11 protein-coding genes and 1 pseudogene are annotated in these 19,968 nt (G+C 53.4%); 4 read left to right on the forward strand and 8 right to left on the reverse strand.

Features of this window, described 5'->3' with window-relative positions:
• Nucleotides 1-2 precede the first annotated feature (2 nt).
• The 5 genes from ACM530_RS15695 to ACM530_RS15715 form a co-directional block, all read right to left on the reverse strand.
• Complete coding sequence (locus ACM530_RS15695; RefSeq protein WP_046719829.1) at nt 3-191, reverse strand: hypothetical protein; 189 nt, start codon at nt 189-191, stop codon at nt 3-5.
• A 2-nt stretch (nt 192-193) separates the two neighbouring features.
• Nucleotides 194-988 carry a P-type conjugative transfer protein TrbJ gene (gene trbJ, locus ACM530_RS15700; protein WP_416362639.1) on the reverse strand — a complete coding sequence of 265 codons (795 nt, stop codon included), beginning with the start codon at nt 986-988 and terminating at the stop codon, nt 194-196.
• A 256-nt stretch (nt 989-1,244) separates the two neighbouring features.
• Nucleotides 1,245-1,469 carry a hypothetical protein gene (locus ACM530_RS15705; RefSeq protein ID WP_046719828.1) on the reverse strand — a complete coding sequence of 75 codons (225 nt, stop codon included), beginning with the start codon at nt 1,467-1,469 and terminating at the stop codon, nt 1,245-1,247.
• 2 nt (nt 1,470-1,471) lie between these two features.
• Nucleotides 1,472-1,681, reverse strand: a complete 210-nt coding sequence (locus ACM530_RS15710) for a TraC family protein (RefSeq protein WP_003380647.1) — start codon at nt 1,679-1,681, stop codon at nt 1,472-1,474.
• A 105-nt stretch (nt 1,682-1,786) separates the two neighbouring features.
• Nucleotides 1,787-2,161 (reverse strand): TraK family protein, encoded by a 375-nt coding sequence (locus ACM530_RS15715; protein ID WP_057414245.1) that lies wholly within the window; start codon nt 2,159-2,161, stop codon nt 1,787-1,789.
• Between the two features lie 364 nt (nt 2,162-2,525).
• Between ACM530_RS15715 and ACM530_RS15720 the strand changes: the two are divergent.
• Together ACM530_RS15720 and ACM530_RS15725 are read left to right on the forward strand one after the other, a co-directional pair.
• Nucleotides 2,526-2,897, forward strand: a pseudogene (locus ACM530_RS15720) (plasmid mobilization protein).
• 126 nt (nt 2,898-3,023) lie between these two features.
• Nucleotides 3,024-3,197: a hypothetical protein gene (locus tag ACM530_RS15725; RefSeq protein WP_416362640.1), complete on the forward strand. Its 174-nt coding sequence runs from the start codon at nt 3,024-3,026 to the stop codon at nt 3,195-3,197.
• Between the two features lie 132 nt (nt 3,198-3,329).
• Here ACM530_RS15725 and ACM530_RS15730 read toward each other — a convergent pair whose 3' ends face one another.
• Nucleotides 3,330-5,024 (reverse strand): LA2681 family HEPN domain-containing protein, encoded by a 1,695-nt coding sequence (locus ACM530_RS15730; protein ID WP_416362641.1) that lies wholly within the window; start codon nt 5,022-5,024, stop codon nt 3,330-3,332.
• A gap of 473 nt (nt 5,025-5,497) precedes the next feature.
• Here ACM530_RS15730 and ACM530_RS15735 point away from each other — a divergent pair, with 473 nt between their 5' ends.
• Nucleotides 5,498-9,325, forward strand: coding sequence for a hypothetical protein (locus ACM530_RS15735; protein ID WP_416362642.1), 3,828 nt, complete (start codon nt 5,498-5,500; stop codon nt 9,323-9,325).
• Nucleotides 9,326-9,488: 163 nt separating this feature from the next.
• Nucleotides 9,489-9,968 (forward strand): hypothetical protein, encoded by a 480-nt coding sequence (locus ACM530_RS15740; RefSeq protein WP_416365139.1) that lies wholly within the window; start codon nt 9,489-9,491, stop codon nt 9,966-9,968.
• Here ACM530_RS15740 and ACM530_RS15745 read toward each other — a convergent pair.
• Together ACM530_RS15745 and ACM530_RS15750 are read right to left on the reverse strand one after the other, a co-directional pair.
• Nucleotides 9,946-10,851 (reverse strand): PoNe immunity protein domain-containing protein, encoded by a 906-nt coding sequence (locus tag ACM530_RS15745; RefSeq protein WP_416362643.1) that lies wholly within the window; start codon nt 10,849-10,851, stop codon nt 9,946-9,948. The genes ACM530_RS15740 and ACM530_RS15745 overlap by 23 nt on opposite strands.
• The gene (locus tag ACM530_RS15750; protein WP_416362644.1) at nt 10,848-19,946 is read right to left on the reverse strand and encodes a hemagglutinin repeat-containing protein; all 9,099 of its coding nucleotides are present in this window, start codon (nt 19,944-19,946) and stop codon (nt 10,848-10,850) included. The genes ACM530_RS15745 and ACM530_RS15750 overlap by 4 nt, the downstream gene beginning before the upstream one ends.
• Nucleotides 19,947-19,968: the final 22 nt, after the last annotated feature.

Below are 19,968 nucleotides of genomic sequence, written 5' to 3' on the forward strand. Positions count from 1 at the left end.
AGCTAGTACCCCTTCACGCCGCCGCGAGTGTTCGGGCGCGCCTCAAATGAAGCATCAGCGCCACGCTGTTGACGTTGTTGCTCAGCCTCGGCAGTACATTCGCTGTTGCTTTGAACCACCACGGTGACCATGGAACCAGCTAGTGCAGACCCGGCGCACATCAACGCGGTGAGCCATTTCGAAATAGTCATTCTCAGTACTCCTTCACGCCGCCGCGTGTGTTTTTCCGCGCTTCGAACTGCTGTTCAGCCGCTTCGCTAGCGGCCTTCCGGTCGCCTTGCTGGGCCATGTAGTTGCCCTGCATGTTGATTTGGGTGGCCATCAGATCGCGCAGTTTTTGCAGTTGCTGCACGTTCTGGGAGGCGATTTCGTTGCCCGCCTGTATAGCTTGCATGCGACCTACGGCTGACTGCGAACGGGCCACCATGCGATCAAGCTGGATGTCTTCAGACTCGAACGTGCTGGTATTGAGGTTTGCCGCCTCGAGTGCCGTCTTTACGTTGTTGCTGCCTTGTTCCGACCACTTCTGATAGCGCTCATGAGCTGGTACTTCTGCTGAGTTCGCGGCTTGATTTAGGTAGGACTGAAAGCCGGGGAAAGCGGTGTTGAACTGAGAGTCCATATTCTGGATCTGGCGGCCTAGGGACTGCGAACGGGTGTAAAGGTTGGCCACGTTTTTAAGATCGGCCGCGATGCTGCCAAACATGGTGCTTGGCAAGCCCGTGCCTTGGGTGACCATATTCTGATACTGCTGAATCTGCGTCTGAAGCTGCTCTGCAGTGTTCAGCGCCGTGTTGACTGCCTCGGCGTACTCAAACATCTGTTGATAGAACGTCGAGCAGTTTGAGCAGTAGATGGCATATGCGGGGGGTGGTGCCAGGTAGAGACCCACACTAAGGCTTGTGCTTTTCATAGCTAAAACAAGGGCAGTACGTATTCTCGATTTTCGAGCCGATAAAATCGGCGATTTCAGCAATTCCGTATTCATGCCGAACACCTCGTTTTGTCATGGTTCGAGGTATGATTATTGGCTGATATGGTGTGGTTTGGAACATGCGGATAAGTATCTATCCGCATAGAAATCAATGACTTGCAGGCGCTGGCTGGGTGAGATTGACACGTAGCAACCTGATTTTGCTGACATTTTCTTTAGGCATGGACCTGTCTGTCTTTCCAGCGGGATGTGTTTTTACGGCCAAAAAAAAGCCCACCGAAGTGGGCTTTTGATGAAATGGCATAGCGCATTAGTGGGCTGAGTAATAGGGGTTCTGGGTCCGATAGTGACCACGCTCCGTTTCAGGGATGTGTAGTGTTTCTAGGTGCCAGTTTTCGAGCGAGGCTGCCAACTCTGCCGCAATGCGTTGGGCTTCTCTAACGGCTTTACCAGGTCGCCCGCTGGCTTGACCGAGGTAGGCTTGCAGTTCGTTGAGTTGGTTGGCCAATGCGCTGATGCGGTGAGCGGTTTTCATGATCAATCCCCCTTTCTGATCCTTTCTACAATATTGTCGAATTCTTCCCGAATCTGATCGTCTGTAATCTCAAGATTAACCAATCCTGATTTGATTGCAATTCTCCCAATTCTTTCGGCCGCCTCATTATCCAATTTCGCCAATCTTGCTTTAGCTGTTTCCAGCTCTGAAAGGGCGTCAGAACGGCGTTCTGCGAGAGTTTTTCGAGCCATGGGTTCACCGTTTTCAATGAGGTAAATTTATACAGACTGAAAAGTTCTACCTCATTTTCGCTCCCAGATTAAAGGGGCTACACGGCCTCGCTGTTTCGTGGAGCGTCAGATCAGGTCGTCCCGAGTGTTTCCACTATTTGGGTTGTGGTCGAATCCCGCACGTTTTGAGCCAGGTTTGGAAGGCAGTGCGGCGCTGTGCTCCGGCTGTCCTCTTACGACTCCTGTCGGGGCTGGTGAGAGGCTTTGCGATGTGAATTGCCCAGAGCCTTTCCTTTGGTGCCCATCGTCTTTTTCCTTTCTTACATACCTGCCGACGTATTTGGTGAATTGCGGGTAGCCAATGCCAAGCTGTTCGGCGTAATCGTCATAGATCGCACGTAGCGGATGCCCTGCGTCTATCAGCTTACGAAAGTCATCAAGCCTGGCCAGAAAGGCAACTCGACCTGCGCCGCGATACACCTTTTTCGGCCCGTCTGTCATTTGGCGTCTCCTGATTATGTGATCGAACTACTGCTCGGCCCCTGATATAGGCAACTAAAGGAAATTTTAGAAAATTAAAGGAAATTTTTTATCTTCATAGCGAAATTTAACGCAACTCAGAGAAATTCAGAGCAATTATAGGTCAGAAATAGCCGGAAATGGCAGCAAGGCGAACCTAAGGCGGGCAAGTTGCCTAGAATTGCAGAAGATCAGACGGCAAGATGTGTGTTGTACGGGTACGGGCAAGCCCGTCCCCATCCACCACTTGCCACTTATTCGCCTTCGGCTCAACGTATCTTGCTCTGCGAGGCGCACAGCCGCTACCGCGTCTAAGAGCAAAAACACAGCAGCAACAGGAGCGCCCATGACAGGCGGCACCAAAGAAAAAACAACGGCTCGCCGACGCGGCAAGCCCATTGAGGTTTGGGTTACTGAGGAGGAAAAGACGGTGATAAGCGAGAAGGCGAAATAAGCTGGAATGTCTCGGTCGGGCTATCTTCGCGCCCTTGGTTTGAACACGCCCATCCGATCTGTCGTTGACCTTAAGGCAGTAGCCGATTTGGCCAAGGTAAATGGCGACCTTGGGCGGGTTGCCGGCCTATTGAAACTCTGGCTTGCAGAGAAGCATGTAGAAGGGGTAAATGCCGCCAACGTCGAGAGTACGATGGTAGAGTTTCGCAAATTGCAAAGAGCCGTAGCAGAAAAAATGGGATTAATTGTTAAGGTGCATAGGTAGATTCTAGATGGATTGTCAAATGCATATGGCCCCGTCGCAAGTGTTGTCGTGTCTTAATGGGGCTTAGTTTGTTTATCTACGAAATGGTCCGCATCAATTTTCTTTCGTAAGCAAGGTCGGGATTGAATGAGAGATCGAGCACACAGCGACGCTATGTCAGAGCAGTTTCGGGCAGACCCCAGATATGCGGAAGAATTACTGCGCGAAGTATTGGTTGACGGCAATCCAGAAGAGCTAATTATTTTATTGCAGCAGCTCGTTAATGCGTTTGGCATGCATGATAATATTGAAGATGCTTAGCCTGTACTATGAAAGAATATTTAATGCTATGGCTGTTAACTTTTGCTAGTTCTATTGGGCATGGTTTAGATTAAGGTGCTTTGATTATGTTGCTAAAGCTACTCTCGTTGCGGCAAAGATAAATTGTGGAGGTTAATCTTTTAAAGGTAATTCCATCGGAATACAAATTTGGTCGTTTGGACGTTTTCTCTCTTCGAAGTGAATGGCAAGAGATAGATACATGATTGAGTTCCTAGCTAGTTTGATCAGGGTCATAAGTCGAGATTCAAATTGGGTAATAGGTATCAGCAATGAGTGAGTAGATAATTTTTCCTTTTCATAGATAGTGTTTTTCAATTTAGTCAACCTGTCTTCTAAAGCGAGAGCTTCAGCAGGATCCGAAACTGACTCGATTTTCTTATTTATTTCGGAAACCTGACTTTTTACTTTTTCTAGTTCATCATCGTGATAGCTGGAGTATGAGTAAGTTAACTCGTATCCAAAGTCATCAACTATCTTCAGAGACCGATGCTCCATGGCGTTCCTGATTTCTGAAAAAGCGCTAGCATCTGGATCGATCCATTTAGATACAGAGGAAGTACCTGTTACGTCTCGAATATCTTTGAGTATGTAAAAAAGTGCATGGATAAAATGGTTGTCACTATTTTTTAATTTTTCGTTGGGTTCCCATTTTGTTCTTCGGTTTTTTGATTTGATGTCTCTAAATAAATTGTCGATGCTTATTGATCTATCATCTTTTATATCGTTTAAGTCAAAAAAGCGACTGGCTATGTACGCTATTTTGTCGAATAAAGAGTATAGCGTTCTAAATGAAGATTTGTAATGACTGGTCTTTAGGTTGCTGATAGAGTGAGACATGTCATCCACTTGATGATAAGTGGAGTTGAACATGTGTGGTGTGTCAGCAGGAATGTTTGTTGCGGAAAAGTAAATATACCGCGCATAGCAGTAATCGTTTTTTATTTCATCGAAGTTTCCATGATATGCTAACTCTTCATGCAGTGCCAGGGTTGTATTTATAGTTCTGCTAATAGAAGGTAAAGAGATGACGTCTTGATAACATATTTCGAAGTCGCAAACATCGTTAAGGTCGTTTATAAATAGCTTGTGCTGTGCGCACCATTGTAAGTACTGATTTTCTTTTCTGTTTTTAAATGTGCTGTTTTTTACAGAAAAATAATCAAAGCTGGATTGATCAAAATTTTGCTCGAACCACTGGCTGAACTCATATAAATCCCCGCCTTTCTCAATATCTGTTTTGTGCTCGGGGTATAACGCATTAATATTCTTTTGTGCGGTCTTGATGAGGTTGTTTGCTACGAAGTAATGGTATTCTCTATGGCCGTTGTCGAACAGTGATTCTCCGAGAAATAACTGATTTCGTGCTTTAGAAATAATTGCTTCAGGCTTTTGATTTAAAGCAATGGCTTCATCATAAAATGGTAAACAGCAAAAAGCCCTTCCTTGTGATGAAAGGCTGTTAGCCAGATTCGTAAGTATCATCGATCTCAGTTGGTTGCTCGATTGAATAATGTCAGGCTTGTCCATCCAGTTTGTTTTTGGAAGGCAGTGTAGAGCTCTCCTATAAAGTATTACAGCCTTCATCAGATCATCAGAATGCCAAGTGACTGTTCTGGCACCGTAAAGTACTGAATAACAGTTTGCTGCCGTGTATATGTACTGTGCTTCATGATATTGGTGCTCAAACTCATATTCTTGTTCTGTGATTTTTGTGACAAGTTCTTCTAGTTTTCTGTGGTCATTGCTAAGGATGTATGTGTCGGCTTCTAGGCTAAATTTAGTTATTTCATCTGTAGTTATCAACATGGGTATAATGACCTCGGTTGCCCTAGGAACGTGAAACTTAAGGTACCTTTTATAGTGTTTCTACACATTTGAAAATACTTTGCGGATGCTGCCTGCTGTGCTGGGGCCGAAGGTCGCTCAGGAGCTGACGCAAACGAGTGGTCGACTACGTCCTAGTCCTATGTTCGGACCGCGCTCTGCTTAGCGTGCGCCCATCTCTAAACGGCATGACAGGGTGGGCTGTCGGCATTCGGTCCCAATGCATAGTCGATAGCACTCTAGTTTTTCGTCAATCGTCGCGCTCAATTTCTCCCGGCCAAGCCGAAAGGCCACTATGCTTGTGGTCGTTGTGGTCGTTGTGGTCGTGGTCGTTGTGGCGCTTTAGCTACGCCCGGATGGTTTTCAAATTATCGGAACTCATCACTTCCTGGCTTGCTAATTATTTTGACTCTGCGTTCGCACAGATGCTGTGTGATATTTAGGAAGTGGAATACATGAGATTTTTCGAAATTGAAGCCAAAGATATATCAGAACTTGGTGATGATGACCTCCGAGAGCTTGTCGGACGTCTATGCGAGGCCGAGCTGGTACAAGCTGGTCTTGCAACTTCGTGTGTCACTTGGGGCGGTGCTCAGGAAGCCGCTGATGGTGGACTAGATGTTAGTGTTAACGAAACTAGGCCATTAAAGTATCCAAATTTTGTACCTCGTAGCGTTACTGGATTTCAAGTTAAAAAACATGCTATGGGTAAGGCTTCTTGCACTAAGGAAATGCTTGATAAAGGTTCATTAAAGCCCGTTATTGCTGCTATTGCCCACCAGAGAGGGGCTTATATCATCGTAAGCGGTAAAGATAATTGCTCTGATAAAATGTTGTCAGAACGTTTAAGTGGAATGGTAGAGGCAGTAGCGTCCTTACCATCTAAAGATCAGCTAATGCTGGACTTCTATGGGCGTGATCGGATAGCAACTTGGCTGCGCCAGTACCCGGGAGTCGCGCTTTGGGTAAGATATAAACTGGGTAAACCTCTTTCGGGATGGCGCCCATTCGGCCGATGGGCAGCTACGCCCGTTGATATAGCCGATGAATTTTTGACGGATGAGCATCCGTGTGTGTTTTTGGCTGATACCGCTGCGGATGAGCCTCAGCCTCTACTCAGCGGTTTACTTCGTACGCGGGAAAAGCTACGCACCCCGGGAAGCGCCGTCCGTATTATTGGCTTGTCGGGTGTGGGCAAGACGCGCTTCGCGCAGGCATTATTCGAGGAAAATCTTGGCGGTGAACCTTTACCTAAATCTAGTGCGATTTATGCTGACCTCGGTGATGACTTGCTGCCCTCTGCTCTAGAACTTGTTGGGTATTTCATTGCAAATGACATTGCATCTTATATTGTCCTCGATAACTGTCCTGCTGATGTTCACAGACAACTTCAAAAGGCAGTTTCCTCGAGTGGAACAAAGCTTCGAATACTTACTATTGAGTACGATATCTCTGACGACAAGCCAGAAGAAACAGAGGTTGTAAAGATAGAACCTTCGAGCGAGTCTACGGTTTCGAAAGTAATACAGCTGCGCTTTCCTGATTTGGAACGCGGGAACGCTGATAAAATAGCTGAGTTCTCGGGTGGCAATGCTCGAGTGGCCATTGCACTTGCTAGTAGGGTAAAATTCGATGAAACGCTAACTAACTTTTCGGACGAAGAGCTTTTTCAAAGGCTGTTTAGTCAGCGAAAAGGGAAAAGCGAGATTCTATTCGAAAGCGCAGAAGCGCTGTCTTTATTTTATTCGTTTGATATTTCACATGGAGGTCTCAATGATGAACTTAGCGTTATTAGTTCGATATCCGGCATTGAGCGCCGCACACTTTATCGCCACGCAGCAGAGCTTCTGCGTCGACAACTTGCTCAGAAGAGGGGTGATTGGCGTGCTATATTGCCTCACGCGCTAGCTAATCGATTGGCCAAAAGTGCGCTTGAAAATATAGCAATCTCGGAAGTGAACTCTGAATTATTCAAGTCTGCAAATATACGCCTTTTAAAGTCCTGCGCACATCGTATTGGTTATTTACATGATTGTAAGTCTGCGCAAGATCTTGCTGAGAGCTGGATTGTCCCTGGCGCGCCACTTGGGGATATATCTATATGCAATTCAGACCTGATTGACTGCTTGAATTATATAGCTCCTGTGTTTCCCGCTACCGTGCTGTCGTGTCTTGAAAGTGCGTCTATGCAACCGGGCTTTGCAACCAGGTCAAATCCAAATTTTATAGTATTTGTTCGATTGCTTTGCCATTTGGCTTATGAGGATGAGTACTTCGATAGAGCTGTTGCCGTGCTCTTAAAGTTTGCCGAAGATGAGAGTGAAAGAGAAAACAATAATAGTATAGTTGCACAGATTAAACAGTTGTTTTCTCTGTATTTATCTGGCACTCAAGCATCACCTAGTAGGCGTAGATCCGTTATAGAAGGTTTATTGCAGTCATCAGAACACAGGTTCCATCAAATTGCCTTCAGGTTACTAGACTCAGCTTTAGAAACCGGGCATTGGAGTTCATGGGGTACTTTCGATTTCGGTGCAAGAAAACGGGGGCCTGGTTGGGTTCCTGGAAATCACGCTGAACAAACGGATTGGTACGAGCAAATTATTCAGTTGCTCGAGCGTTATCTAGTTTTGGAACACGCTTCATTAAATGATTACGTCAAGATATTACTATCTTCAAATTTTCGCGGACTATGGACCTCCGCTGGCTGTTTTGAGCTATTGGAGCGTATAGTCAATACCTATGCTAGGGCTGGAGCGTGGCCGGAAATGTGGGTTGCTATAAAAAATGTAATTCATTTTGACAGCGACAGACACAACTCAGAATTACTTGAGAGGTTGCGTACGCTAGAAAAAATTTCTGCTCCAGCAGACCCTTTTTCTGAAATTGAAGCCTATGCCCTAACTAATACATGGACTCATGTGATAGTTGATGCGCAAAATTTTTCAACGGCTTCGGCAGCAATGCATGAAAAGTTAATGATGCTTGGCGAGATCGCTAGTGCGGAGCAAAGCTATATAGATCGTCTGGGCGATAGATTGTGGAGGACCCATATTGATTCGTTATGGCACTTTGGAAAAGGACTGGCGAGGGGTAGTGTTGATAAAAACGCAATGTTCGAAAAACTTATCAGGCAGGTCGAAGAATCGGAGCTTGAGGAAGTTCAGCCGATACTCCTTGTAGGCTTCCTCCATGAAATACACGAGCAAAATGTAAGTATGTTTCGTGCTATGATTGAGGTGATTTTACATGAGCGTAAGTTGGCTCCTCACGCCGTATACCTTTTATGTGCATCGCCTCTTGAAGCGTGGGGTGTGATTAAGTTGGTAGAGCTAGCGAAGTCTGGAATAGTAGACTCTTGGCGGTTTACGCATATTAGTCTGGGGAGAATGCACGAGAAAATATCAGATGAAATGTTGGTTGAGCTTTTAAGTATTTTAATTGAGTTGGATGGCGGCCTCATATCAGTAGTTCAGATACTTGAGATGCGTTTTTTTATAGATCACGACAGTAGCTATACACCTTCAGATAGTTTGCTTGCTTTCGGTCGGCAGGTCTTTCTAAGAATCCTCGCTATGCACAGAGACGAAATCGGTCAAATTTCATCTCATGGTCTAAAGCGAATTGCTAAGTATTGTCTCTCTATCTCGGCGCCATTGGCCGAAATCTCTAAAATGGTATCGCTCATTTGTGATGGTGTTACTAACTATCGACTATACAGCTTTGAGATTACTGATATTACATCAGTACTAATCAAGAATTTTCCTGAGCTTTTTCTTTCTGGCGTCTTTAGAGGTGATGAAGGTGACGATGTATTAGCCTACATGATCTTTCGCGACCGAGGTTACGGTGTGAAAACTTCCTCGCTTAATAAGGTTCCGATAGGAAAATTGATTGATTGGTGTAACGCAGATCAAAATAAATTAAAACAGCTAGGTAGTGTGGTTAGTATTTATTTAGCAGTAGAGCCGGAGGATGGCTTGATTGAGAACCCTCGTCGTGTTGAGTTGAGTTCTCACATCAAAACGATATTGGATGCCGCAGAGGATAAGACTCAAATTGTAGATATCATTTACGCCCGAGCTAGGCCATCCGGGTGGTCGGGTTCCTTGGCTGATATTCTTGAGGTCAGGGCGCACGCCTTTTCTGAGTTGCTGCACCATTCCGCTTTGGAGGTCCGAGACTGCGCGAAAGCCAAGCTCGCTCTAATGGACCAATCAATTCGGCACAACAGAGCGCGCGAGTCTGAGGAGCATAATCGTTGGGAGCAGCGATTTGAGTGAATCGAAATGGTGCTCACAGATCGCTGCAGTATATCGTAGCTCGCCCTCGGTTGGGTATGGTATTGGTCGTGGTACTGAGCGCTACTTTAGTTTTTAAGATCATGTTTTTAATGAGTTTTCTTGCATCGATTATAATAGAGTGGGAATGAGCCCATAGCGAGGCATGAAAAAAACCGGCTTTTGCCGGTTTTTTCATGCCCGCGATAAGGGCTTATTCTTGCTCATTAAAGAGTCGCATTATGTGGGTGGTCCTGGCTTTTGTGCTCGTCGCGGCCATTCCCGTGAGCTTGGTGGGCGTGATCTCTGTGCTCAACACCCGGCCCGAAGCTGTCAACCAGTCCATGGATGGCAGCACCCCACTGAGGAGGTCGATCAGTTGCTCAGCGCCCTCGGCGGCACCACCCAGCAAGTGTCAAAGAAGATGGAAAGCTGCCTGGACCTGTCACGCGCCAGGGTGTCCGCTATTGAAAACGCACCTGAAAGCTTTGAAGGCATTCAGCTGTCGGTGAATCAAACCATGTGCAAAGCATCTTATTCCTCCCATCGCCGGCATCGGCGTTGGCACTTCTCGGCGGGTGCTTGCCTTGCGATAGCCGTGTCTTGCTTGATCACACTGGCGCTTATCTATCACTGGATCGGGTGAAAATTCGGGCCCAAAAGCCGGCTTTCTTTTCTGAAGCCAACGGTGGATGTGGTTCTGTTGTCTCTCTTGCCGGGTGAGTGCTAGGGCCATCAGGTCTCAAAAGGTCTCCCGGATAATGCTCTTGACCTAGACATGGCGAGTCATCCATTCCAAACGCCTTCACGGCAGCCACCGCTTCTACACACCAACGACCAAAATATGCCCCGCCTTCAAAGTTCTGGTCGCCATAGGTATACCAATAAGGATGCCGATAGCTGACCGCTTGCGGGCCTGATCCGGATTTGGCGCCGGTACGCACTTCCTGGTACCAGTGCTCGACAAAGGCTTTGAGCAACGGTGCCTGAGAATCTGAAGGCGCATCCACTGCCTTCAACAAACGACCATAGGGTTTGGGGTAGAGAAGCACAGCTCCTATCTTGCGGTCTGGGCTGCGGCTGGCAATGATCCGATCAAGAAGTACGTCTTCGCCATCATTGCCGATCAAGGCCAGCAAGCGATGCCATTGCTCGTCTGGAATGTCGAGTGCGAGTGCCAAGCCGACCAGCCAGAAGCAAATGATGTAGTGGTCGTAGTTGACGCGCCAGTGGTGCCGGGTGAATTGCTGCTCTGCAGTCCACACTGCTGCTCCGAGCCGCTCAGCTTCTTCCCAAGCATCTAACAGACCGGGGAAGTAATACGCCAAGTTAGTAATTGGGCATCCGGCTGAGTATTTGCGCAGAATTTGGTGCCAGTGTTTCTGAGCAAGTGTAAATTGGAATTGGGGCGCGTAATTCTGATCACCTGAGTTGTCATCAGCGGCTACAGATTCTTTTTTTATGTAATCGTCGTTGTACTCAATCCACTCAGACCAGTAGCTTATTTCCCCTAATGGTGCGCGAATCATTTAGCGGCCCTTCCTAATAGTTTTGATGTGGCAACTGGATCAGCTACAAATTTTCCATTTTTTTCCAGGACGCCGACAGTGACATTTCCAAACGGGTCTGTATGGACTAGCCATTTTTCGACACGGCCTGCCTGTAGTGCTTTGTTGATGCTATCAGCAGCTTTTTCATTACCGTTGACAGACTCCAGAATCCGATTGTAGTTAGTAGAGCTACCTTGTAACCAATCATCACTCATCTGCAGCCCATCTCGGGTGGGCTTCAGCTTGGACGAGCCAAATTTGTACTCAACAATCAGGTAGTCGACACCAGGCTTATCTACCTTGTACAAATCGTCAATGCCTGTCTGGCCAATATCGGGAGCCCGGCCAATTTTTTCAGCACCGGGCACCAACGTCTTGATTTGCTCTCCACCCATGATGTCCCCGACGATGCTCTTCTGCGCGTTGGTCATGGCGCGAAAGTCCATCAGCGGGGTGCCGTTAGGGTTGAACTGCCCGCCGCGTGCTACAAGCTTGTCGAATTTGGCGAGGCTCGCCACCTCAGCCATCTTTTCAAGCTGCTGCGCTCCAACCTTGATCCCTGCCTTGGCCAGCGCCACGCCACCTTTCGCAGCCCCGCCCACCCCCGTTGCAATGCTGCCGACCTGCCAGGCGATTTCGCCGATGGCCTTGCCCAATGCTTCGGCGTTTTCGTCACCGCCGACTTCCAGTGCGGTCTTGATCGTTTCTATCTTAACGTTGAGTTCGTTGACGACGCTGTCGCCAAACTGCTTTCTGGCCTCCGGGTTATTAATCAGTTGGCCAAGTCCGGTAAGCCCTTCGATGGGGTGCGCAACAAATTCGGCGAGGCCCGTGACGTCATTCCAGCCTGACTGGGCCAACCCCTTGCCGATGCCGAACTGGGTCAGAACATCCTGCCTGCCGCTGATGTACGACCATTTGGCAACGACTTTGCCAGCGGCAATCAGGCCTTTTGCTTCGTCGTATTCCTTCTTGAACTGCACGATCTGCTGTGTCGCCAGCCAGTTGTTATCCACCGCCGCACCCGCCGCGGTATTGGCGGTGGTCGGGTCGATGGAGGCGCTGGTCGCTGCCAGGCCGGTCACCAGGCTGACGATCAGGTTGCGCTTGGCTTCGCGTTGTTCTTCGCTTTCGTCGGGGCTGCTTTGTGAGAACAGGCCGGTGAGCAGGCTTGATGCCGCCGCGCCTGCCGCGCCGCTGCCGCAACTTTGGCTGCTGGCGGCGGCACCGGCGCAAGCGACGATGCCGTGCAGGGCCGCGTGCAGTGGCGAGCCTTCGGTGAGCTCGCCTTTGGCTACCAGGTCGCCGATGTAGCCGGCACCCCGTTGCTGCACATAATTGACCACCAGGCCTTGCACAAAGGCAGCGTTGCCCGCGCTGATATTGCCTCCTGCAGCACCGATCAGGGCGGTAGTGATCTGGCGATAGGTACCGCCTGCGCCCCAGTTTTCGGAGATCGCGTTGGCCTGCGCCGAGTACTCCCGCGCCTGGAGCTGCAGTTGCAGGCGCGCAGCGTCACTCATTGGCGTGTCACGATTGTCTGCTTTTGACTGCAGCTCTTTTGCCTGTTGGCGTTTGAGGTCCGCTTCCCTGGCTTTGTTCGCAAGGAAGGTACTGGCTTCGTTGGAGAACGCGCTGACGATCTCAAAACCGGCGCGGATTTCATCTTCGTCGAAGATCGGTTTGAGCGAGTTGCTGCCATCGCGATCACTGGACACATCACGGTTGAGACTGGCGACGGTTTGCTCGGCGCTCTGCCCGGTGCGCTTCTGTTGTTCGGCGTCGTTGGTGATGACGACGGCACCGCCACTGATGCCGCTGCGTGTCACGCTGCTTGCCTTGTCGCTGGCGCTGATGGCGATCGGCATATTGGCGCCGATGTTGTTCTCGTTTTTGGCTAGGTCGGTGCCCGGGTTAACCTTGCCGCCAGTCTGCGCGTTGCCCTTCTGGTCCTTGCCGACTTCGTTGTAGCCGCCGCCCAGGCTCACGGTATTGGCGTCGTAATCCGCCTTGTTCTTGATGTCGCGGCTGGTGAGGCTGGATGTGACCAGGCTGTTTTTGCCGTCCTGCACGGCCTTGTCACTGCTGGCGATCACGCCGCCGACCAAATCGGTGTTGCCCCGCACGTTGATGTCGAAACCGTCATCACCGGCCTTGATGCCTGACTGCTCGGTGACGCTGGCATAGTTGGAGTCGATGTTGGTTGCGCCAAAGTTTGCGCTGGCACCGCTTATCGAGCTCATGCCGTAGCAGAACGGTGGAATACAAAGACTGATGCCGATGCCCAGGCTCTTTTCATCGACTTTATACGTGTTGGTGTCTTGCAGGCTTTCGATATTAAGATCGCCGCCGACGTCGGCGATGACTTTTTTGCCACTGGCCACCGCCCCCTTAAGCTGCGTGTCGCCGCCGGATGACAGCAGCAACTGGTTGCCAGCCTCCACTTTGGTATTGGTATAGGTCAGCTCGTCGCCGTCGGCCTGGCCCCGGTTTCCGGTGGCACCCAGGTCCAGGGTAAAGCCGTTTCTGCTACCGCCCAGCGAGAGGCCGATACCGATGCTGGCGCTGCTGCCTTTGCTGTCGGTGTTTTGCTGGCTGGTGTTGTTGGCGGCGAGCAGGTTGATGTCGCCGTCGGCCATCAGGCTGGCGTCACGCCCGGCCTTGATCTGGCTGCCTTGGACCGTGATGTTGCTGTCTGCACCTGCGCCGGTCGCGCGCAGGCGCACATCTTGACCTGCGGTGATGGTCGAACCGGCGGCGCTGTCGCTTGTCTGGGTGGTTTTGCTTTCGTTCTTCTTGGTGCCCAGCGACAGGCTGATGTTGATACCGCCTGCCGCGCCAGGGTCCATTGCCACCGCCGTGGCGGCGTTGTTACCGCCCAGCAGGACCGTGGCCGCTGCCAGCGCCTTCATGCGCCCGTCATCGGTTTTCTCCGATGCCTGTTTCATCTGCTGGGTGGTCTGGATTGCACTGATGACAGGGTTAGTCACCGTCAGAGTGAACCCGGTCTGTTTGAACAGGGTTTCACGTTCGCGCTTGCTGGTGTTGCGGGCTTCAACGACATCGATGGTTTGCCCGGTGATATCGACGCTGCCTTCGGGCGCGCTCACCTGGCTGCCCACCTGGCGGTAGCCTTTGCCCGCTTCCATCAGCACATCGCCCTTGGTTGACCCCACGGTACTCGCCGCTGCGGTCTGGCTAGTGGTGAGGTCCTTGACCGTTTGCTGCTGGGTGCCGAGGGTGACCGCGATACCGCCGCCGCTGAACAGGCCGCTTTTCTTGACTGACTTGTCGTGACGTTCGCTGCTGCTTTCCGTCGTGGCTTCGATATTGATGTTGTTGTCAGCCGCCAGCACGGTCTGGTTGGTGGACACCACGTTGCTGCCGCTGACGTTTATGTCGCGACCGGCCTGCACATAGGTTTTCTCGGCACTCAGCGTCGAGCCCTGCGCCTGGGTCTGGTTGACGGTGTCGCGTGTGGTAGTGGTCTTGCTGGAGAACAGGCCGTTGCTGCCTTTGAATTTGTGCGCTTCATCGGCGAACTGGGTGTTTTGCGCAGCGGTCAGGTTCACGTCGCGCCCGGCGTCGGCGATGATTGCACCTTGCTGACTGGTGACGCTCGCGCCTCGGGCATTGAGGTCCTGCCCGGCGCTGAGGCGCACATCGCCTTGGCCTTGGATGGTTGAGCCGACTTCGGTCTGGCTGGCGTCTTTGCGCCAGTTGCTGCCGTTCCAGTTAACCGATTGCTGATGGGCTTCGCCAACGGTGGTCAGGTTGATGTTGTTGCCTGCTTGCAGCGAGGTACTGCCGCCGGTACCTGCGTTGACCACCTGAGCGCCGGTCAGGTTGAGGTCTTTACCCGCGTTGACGTCCAGGGTGCCGCCAGCGCCGCTGACGAACAGCCCGGCCACCCGTGACAGGTTGGTGCGGGTGCCTTGGGCACTGCTGCTGTCGCGACTGCTGGACACGACGTTGACGTTTTGCCCGGCGTTGATGGCGAGGCTGTCTGTCGCGCCGATCAGGCCGCCGAGGTTGTCGAGGTTTTCCCGTGCCGTCAGCGAGACCTTGTCAGCCTGGATGCGGCCGCCGAGGTTTTCGATGTTCTGCGCGGTAATCGCCATCACGCTGCGCCCGGCCAGGCTGCCGCTGTTGACCAGATCACCGGCAATGTTCAGGTTCAGGCGTTGCCCGGCAATCAGCGAGCCAGAGCCGTTAAGGTCGCTTTCCTGCACGCGCACATAGACCTGCGGCACCAGCACGTTGCGGGTTTCGCCGCTGGCGAGGGTGACTTTTTTCTGTACCAGCCAGACGATATCGCTGGTCAGTTGCGCCATCTGCTCAGGGGACAGCTCGATGCCTGGCACCAGTTGCCATTGATTGGCAAGGGTGACGGCATTGTCGATCAGCGCCCGGTACTGCGCTTCGTCATTGGCATAGCCATCGAGGAAGCGCCGACCGGTGAGTTGTGCAACCTGTTCGCGAATCAGTTTTTGCTCATAGAAGCCATCGCCGAGACGCTGCTGGGTGAGCGCAGGGTCGACTTGCAGGCGCTCCAGCATGTAATCCGAAGACAGCCAAGTGCGATAACTGGCGAAACGCGGGTCGGTTTCGATCAAGTAATTGCTGGTGGTCTGCGGGTTGGTGGTGAACAGGCTGTTGTTCGGCAATTCAAGGGACGGACCGCCGGTGCGAATCTGCTCGGCCACGCCTTGTGCGTTCTGGGTGGTCTGCGCTGCGACCTGAACGATCGGAGCTACTTGAAAGGTACGGGCGGCCGGAGCGCTGACCGTACCGGTGGAAGCGATCTGCTGGCCGACGGCCTGAGTACCGCGTGCGCTGATCTGGGTGCCCGTGCCGCTGACCGCTGTGTTCTGCGCGAAGACGGTAGGTTGCAGGGAGATATCCTGAATCAGCGGGGCAGGGGTATAGGCTGCGGTATTCGCGCCTTGCCGGTCGCGGCCCTTGCGTTGGATGCGGTAGAAGTTGGTGACGCTGCCGCTGTCGACGGTGGTGCGCTGGCCCGACACTTCGGTGTTGGTCAGGCTGGTGACGTCTGCCTGCAATAGTCCGCCGGCGATGATGCGGCTCTTGTCGTTGAGCACGTCGCCGGCGCTGATCTGCATTGTCCCGCCAGACAGGATCTGCGCCGGTGCCGAGGTGGCGATCTGGGTTTCGTTGACGACGCGGGTGTAGTCGTAGCGGTTCCAGTTGTCGCGCTGGCCCTCGGGGGTGACCAGGTAATTCACCTCATCGTGACGCAGGGAGATCTCGTTGGCTTGGTAGCGGTTGGTCGAGCCGGTGAGTTGAAACTCCTGCTCGGGTGTTCGACTGACCTCAACATCGCGCGTGCTGAAATGTTCGTTGGTGTTGCGCACGCTTTGTACGTTCAAAGACAGATCGCCAAGCGCTTCGAGGGTCGCGCTGGCATTGGTCAGTAATTGAGCGCGACCCTCAGCGGTATCGAGCGCGCTCAAGGTCCCGCCAATGGCGAGGTCGCCAGCACTGAAGACCAGCGATTGCTCGCGGTTATTCAGGGTTGCGGTGCCGATATTCAGTGATTCACGGGCTGCTATCGTTGCTGCGGTGCCATTTTCATCGAGGTTGTTCAACGTCGAGGTGGCTATCGCCAGTTGGTCGCCATACAGGCGCGCGGTGCCGAGGTTATTCAGCGTCGCTGCCTGCACGCGGACTTGCTGGCCGTCGATCAGCCCGCGGTTGGTCAGGGTGTCAGCGACGTTCAGACGAACCTCGCCCGCGCTGATTTCGGCGTTGGCGCTGTTGTCGAGCGTCTGCGCGCTGACTAGCAGGGACTTGCCCGCCAGCAAACGCCCGGTGTTGTTGAGCGCCCCGGCGGTGCTCAGATCAACGTTGTTGTTGGCCTGAATCTGCCCGCTCAAATCAAGGCCGCTCTGCAACCTGAAGTTGATGTCACCCAGGCTCAGCGCCCGGCCCGTGCCGCTGTAATACGCGGCGTTGAGCGACAGCAGCTTGCCCGCAATCAGCGTGCCGTCGAGGTTATTCACCGATTGGCGACGCTGCGCGGTATCGCGGTCGCGGATGGTCAGGTCACCGGTCGAAGAGATCAGCCCGCTCTGGTTATTTAGCGTCTGGCTCACGCCCAGCAGCAGGCCTTCATCAGTGCGCACGGCACCGGTCTGGTTGTTGAAGGTGTTGACCGCCAGGTTCATGCTGCGGCCTTCAAGGCCTAGGTTGGTGCCCTGGGTGGCGCTGTTGTCGAGCACATCGGTGCTCAGGTTCAACGCGCCTGCACTGCGGACCAGCCCACCCTGATTGATGAGGGCCTGACCCAGTGCCAGCTCGACGTCGCTGAGGCTTTGCAACTGGCCGCCACGGTTATCCAGGCGTGCGCCGTCGACGTGTACGGTTTTCTCGCCAATGATTTGGCCGCCGTTGGTGTTGACCACGTCGCTGGCGGTGAGCAACAGATTGCCCTTGGTACTCAAAAAGCCAGTGCTGTTATTGACGCTGGCGCTGCGGATTTCCACGGCATCCTGACCGCTGATGCCTTTGGTGGTGCCGGAGTCGAGGTTATTGAGGGCCTGATTTCCGGTGTCGATAAACAGTTTGCCTGCAGACTGAATCAAGCCCGCCGCGTTACGCAATTCGCCGCTGCGCAAGTCGAGCGTGGCGCGTGCGTCGAGCGTGCCATCGCTGTTGTCAAACAGATTGCCGTTGCTGTTGAGGTCCAGTGCCAGGCCACTGATCACACCGCTGTGGTTGTTCACACCTTGCGCCGCCACGGCGATGTCGCCCTGGGCTTCGAGACGCCCTGCGTCGTTGTTCAGTGCGCCATCGGTCACGTTCACCGACAGCCCGGACTGTACCGAACCCAGCACGCCATGGGTGTTGTTGAATTGTCCGGCGATGATCGCCATGCGCTGGGTCGAGGCGAGCGTGCCGCCGATATTGTTCAGTTGACCGAAGCGGGCTTGCAGCGTGCTGCCGGCGCTGAGGGTGCCCTGAGCATTTTCCAGGCGCGCCCCGCTCAGTTCAGCGCCGCCGCTGGCAGCCAGCGTTCCGCCGCTGTTGTCGATCAAATCACTGGCGGTCACCGTCAGCAGGCCGCCGTCGGTTGCAACCACTTTGCCGTTCTGATTATTCAGCGTGCCAACGGTGATCGCCACAGCGCCTGGGCTGCTGACCTGGCCGTTCTGATTGTTGAATTGCTCGCTGACATTGATCTGTAAAGGCTCCAGCCCCGTTTGCAGAATGCGCCCGTAGTGATTGGACAGGGTGCGGGCCTGGAGCGTGAGCTGTTGGCCCTGGGCCAGACCTTCATCCAGCACCACGTCGTCAGCCTTGATCGACACGCTGCCATTGCTGGCAATGCTGCCTTTGGTACTGGCGAGTTGGTTGGCCTGAATGCCCAGCGAACCCTTGCCTGCGTGTTCGATGCTGCCGCTGCCGTTGTCGATGCGAGCGGCGCTGATCCGGGTATTGGTCGCGTTTGAGGCAATTCGTCCGCTACGGTTGTCGAGGCTCGCGGTGGCGTTTATCGAGGTGTCGGCGACGCCGGTCTGCACCAGCTCGCCGCCGACGTTGGACAGATCACTGGCGTTCAGTTGCAGGTTGTCGGCGTTGACGCTGGCGCTGTCTGTGCGCAGGGTCTTCGTCGCGCTGGCCGCGAGGGTCTGGCTGGCATCCACGCGGCTGCCACTGAGATTGCTATCGCCGTCGTTGGCGGTCAGGGTGACATTGCGGCCTTGAGTCTGGCTGCCGCTGAGGTCCAGATCATCGGCCTGGATGCTGACATCGCCTGCCGCCAGGTTTTGACCCTGCGCCTTTACGTGGGTGGCGCGCACCGCAAGGTTGCCGCTGCTGCCCAGTTTGCCGTCCACGCCCGCGCCCGCCGCCAGGCTTGAGCCCTGGGTGCTACGAATCGACTTGGCGCTGAGGGTTGTTTGATTCTGGCTGGCAATGGTGCCGCTGTTGTCGATATCTCCGGAGCTGGTGAGGTTCAAATCGCCCTTGGCGTAAAGCGAGCCGCTATTGTCAACGCTTGTGGCCGTGATACGGGTGGCCGTGGTGCCGCTGATTGTGCCCATGTTGTGCAGTTTGCCGTCTGCGCTGACGACCACTTCACCCGCCATGGCGCCAATTTGCCCGGCATTGCGCATGCCGACACCCGATTCGGTCCCCACCAGCACGATCTTCCCGGCGTACATTCCGCCCAGTTGCGCCACGTCGATGGCGACGGCTGGCTTGTCGCCGTCGGCGCCGGCCTGAGGCGTGGCCTGGGTGTTGTCGGCGTTGACCTGATTGCGTCCGGCAGTGACCTTAAGGTCATTGGCCCAGATACCCGCATTGACCTGCACGGTACGGGCAATCAGGTCGGTGTAATCGGCGTCGCGGCTATCAAGACCCTTGCCCTGAATGTTCAGGGTGCCGCCGTTCACGGTGTAGCCGCTGATGCTGCCGTTCTCCAGCTGCACCTGGCCGGTGCTCAGGGTCGCACGGTTGGCGTTGATGAAGCCGCAACCGTCGCAGGTAATGCCGGCCGGGTTGGCGATGACCACCTGGGCGCGTTGCCCGGCGACTTCGACATAGCCGCGTAACTGGCTGGGGTTGCTGGCGTTGACCTCATTGAGGATGACCCGCGCGCTGCCTTTGGCCATCGCTGCGTTGCCTTCTATCCAGCCACCCAGTTGCGTTTGGGTGTTGGCGCCGCTGTTGTTGAGGATGACGCCGCGCGGGTCGACATCGAACTGATTGTAGGTGTTACGCGAAACCCCGGCCGCGCTGGGCGCCTGAATATTCACCTGCGGCGTGCCGTTGGCGCTTTGAATCACCGTCGGACGCTGGCCGGCTGCGGCAGCCGGATCGGCCACAATCGTGCCCGCCGCCCACGCCGGTACAGCGCTCCAGGACACCAGCCCGAGCGCGATCATCAATGCAAAACGCATCGGCCCGAGCGTTGCCGTGCAGCCCGCGTCGGCGGTGGTGAGGCTGACGCGAGTGCCCGGCGCCTTGACCTGGCTGGTGACGTTCTCCGCCACCACCATCAACAGCCCGCGTGCCTTGTTGAAAACAATTCGGTACAGGTGCTTGTTCATAGCAATTCCATTTGCGGAGCCG

Origin of the sequence: Pseudomonas sp. NFX183, assembly GCF_047943075.1 — a bacterium.
Lineage (GTDB): Bacteria > Pseudomonadota > Gammaproteobacteria > Pseudomonadales > Pseudomonadaceae > Aquipseudomonas.

What these genes read in the sequence shown, in the direction of transcription:
- ACM530_RS15740 (WP_416365139.1), top strand. Translation starts at nt 9,489, where the DNA reads ATGAAAAAAACCGGCTTTTGCCGGTTTTTTCATGCCCGCGATAAGGGC.
- ACM530_RS15725 (WP_416362640.1), top strand. Translation starts at nt 3,024, where the DNA reads ATGAGAGATCGAGCACACAGCGACGCTATGTCAGAGCAGTTTCGGGCA.
- ACM530_RS15695 (WP_046719829.1), bottom strand. Translation starts at nt 191, where the DNA reads ATGACTATTTCGAAATGGCTCACCGCGTTGATGTGCGCCGGGTCTGCA.
- ACM530_RS15705 (WP_046719828.1), bottom strand. Translation starts at nt 1,469, where the DNA reads ATGAAAACCGCTCACCGCATCAGCGCATTGGCCAACCAACTCAACGAA.
- trbJ (WP_416362639.1), bottom strand. Translation starts at nt 988, where the DNA reads ATGAATACGGAATTGCTGAAATCGCCGATTTTATCGGCTCGAAAATCG.
- ACM530_RS15750 (WP_416362644.1), bottom strand. Translation starts at nt 19,946, where the DNA reads ATGAACAAGCACCTGTACCGAATTGTTTTCAACAAGGCACGCGGGCTG.
- ACM530_RS15745 (WP_416362643.1), bottom strand. Translation starts at nt 10,851, where the DNA reads ATGATTCGCGCACCATTAGGGGAAATAAGCTACTGGTCTGAGTGGATT.
- ACM530_RS15710 (WP_003380647.1), bottom strand. Translation starts at nt 1,681, where the DNA reads ATGGCTCGAAAAACTCTCGCAGAACGCCGTTCTGACGCCCTTTCAGAG.
- ACM530_RS15715 (WP_057414245.1), bottom strand. Translation starts at nt 2,161, where the DNA reads ATGACAGACGGGCCGAAAAAGGTGTATCGCGGCGCAGGTCGAGTTGCC.
- ACM530_RS15730 (WP_416362641.1), bottom strand. Translation starts at nt 5,024, where the DNA reads ATGTTGATAACTACAGATGAAATAACTAAATTTAGCCTAGAAGCCGAC.
- ACM530_RS15735 (WP_416362642.1), top strand. Translation starts at nt 5,498, where the DNA reads ATGAGATTTTTCGAAATTGAAGCCAAAGATATATCAGAACTTGGTGAT.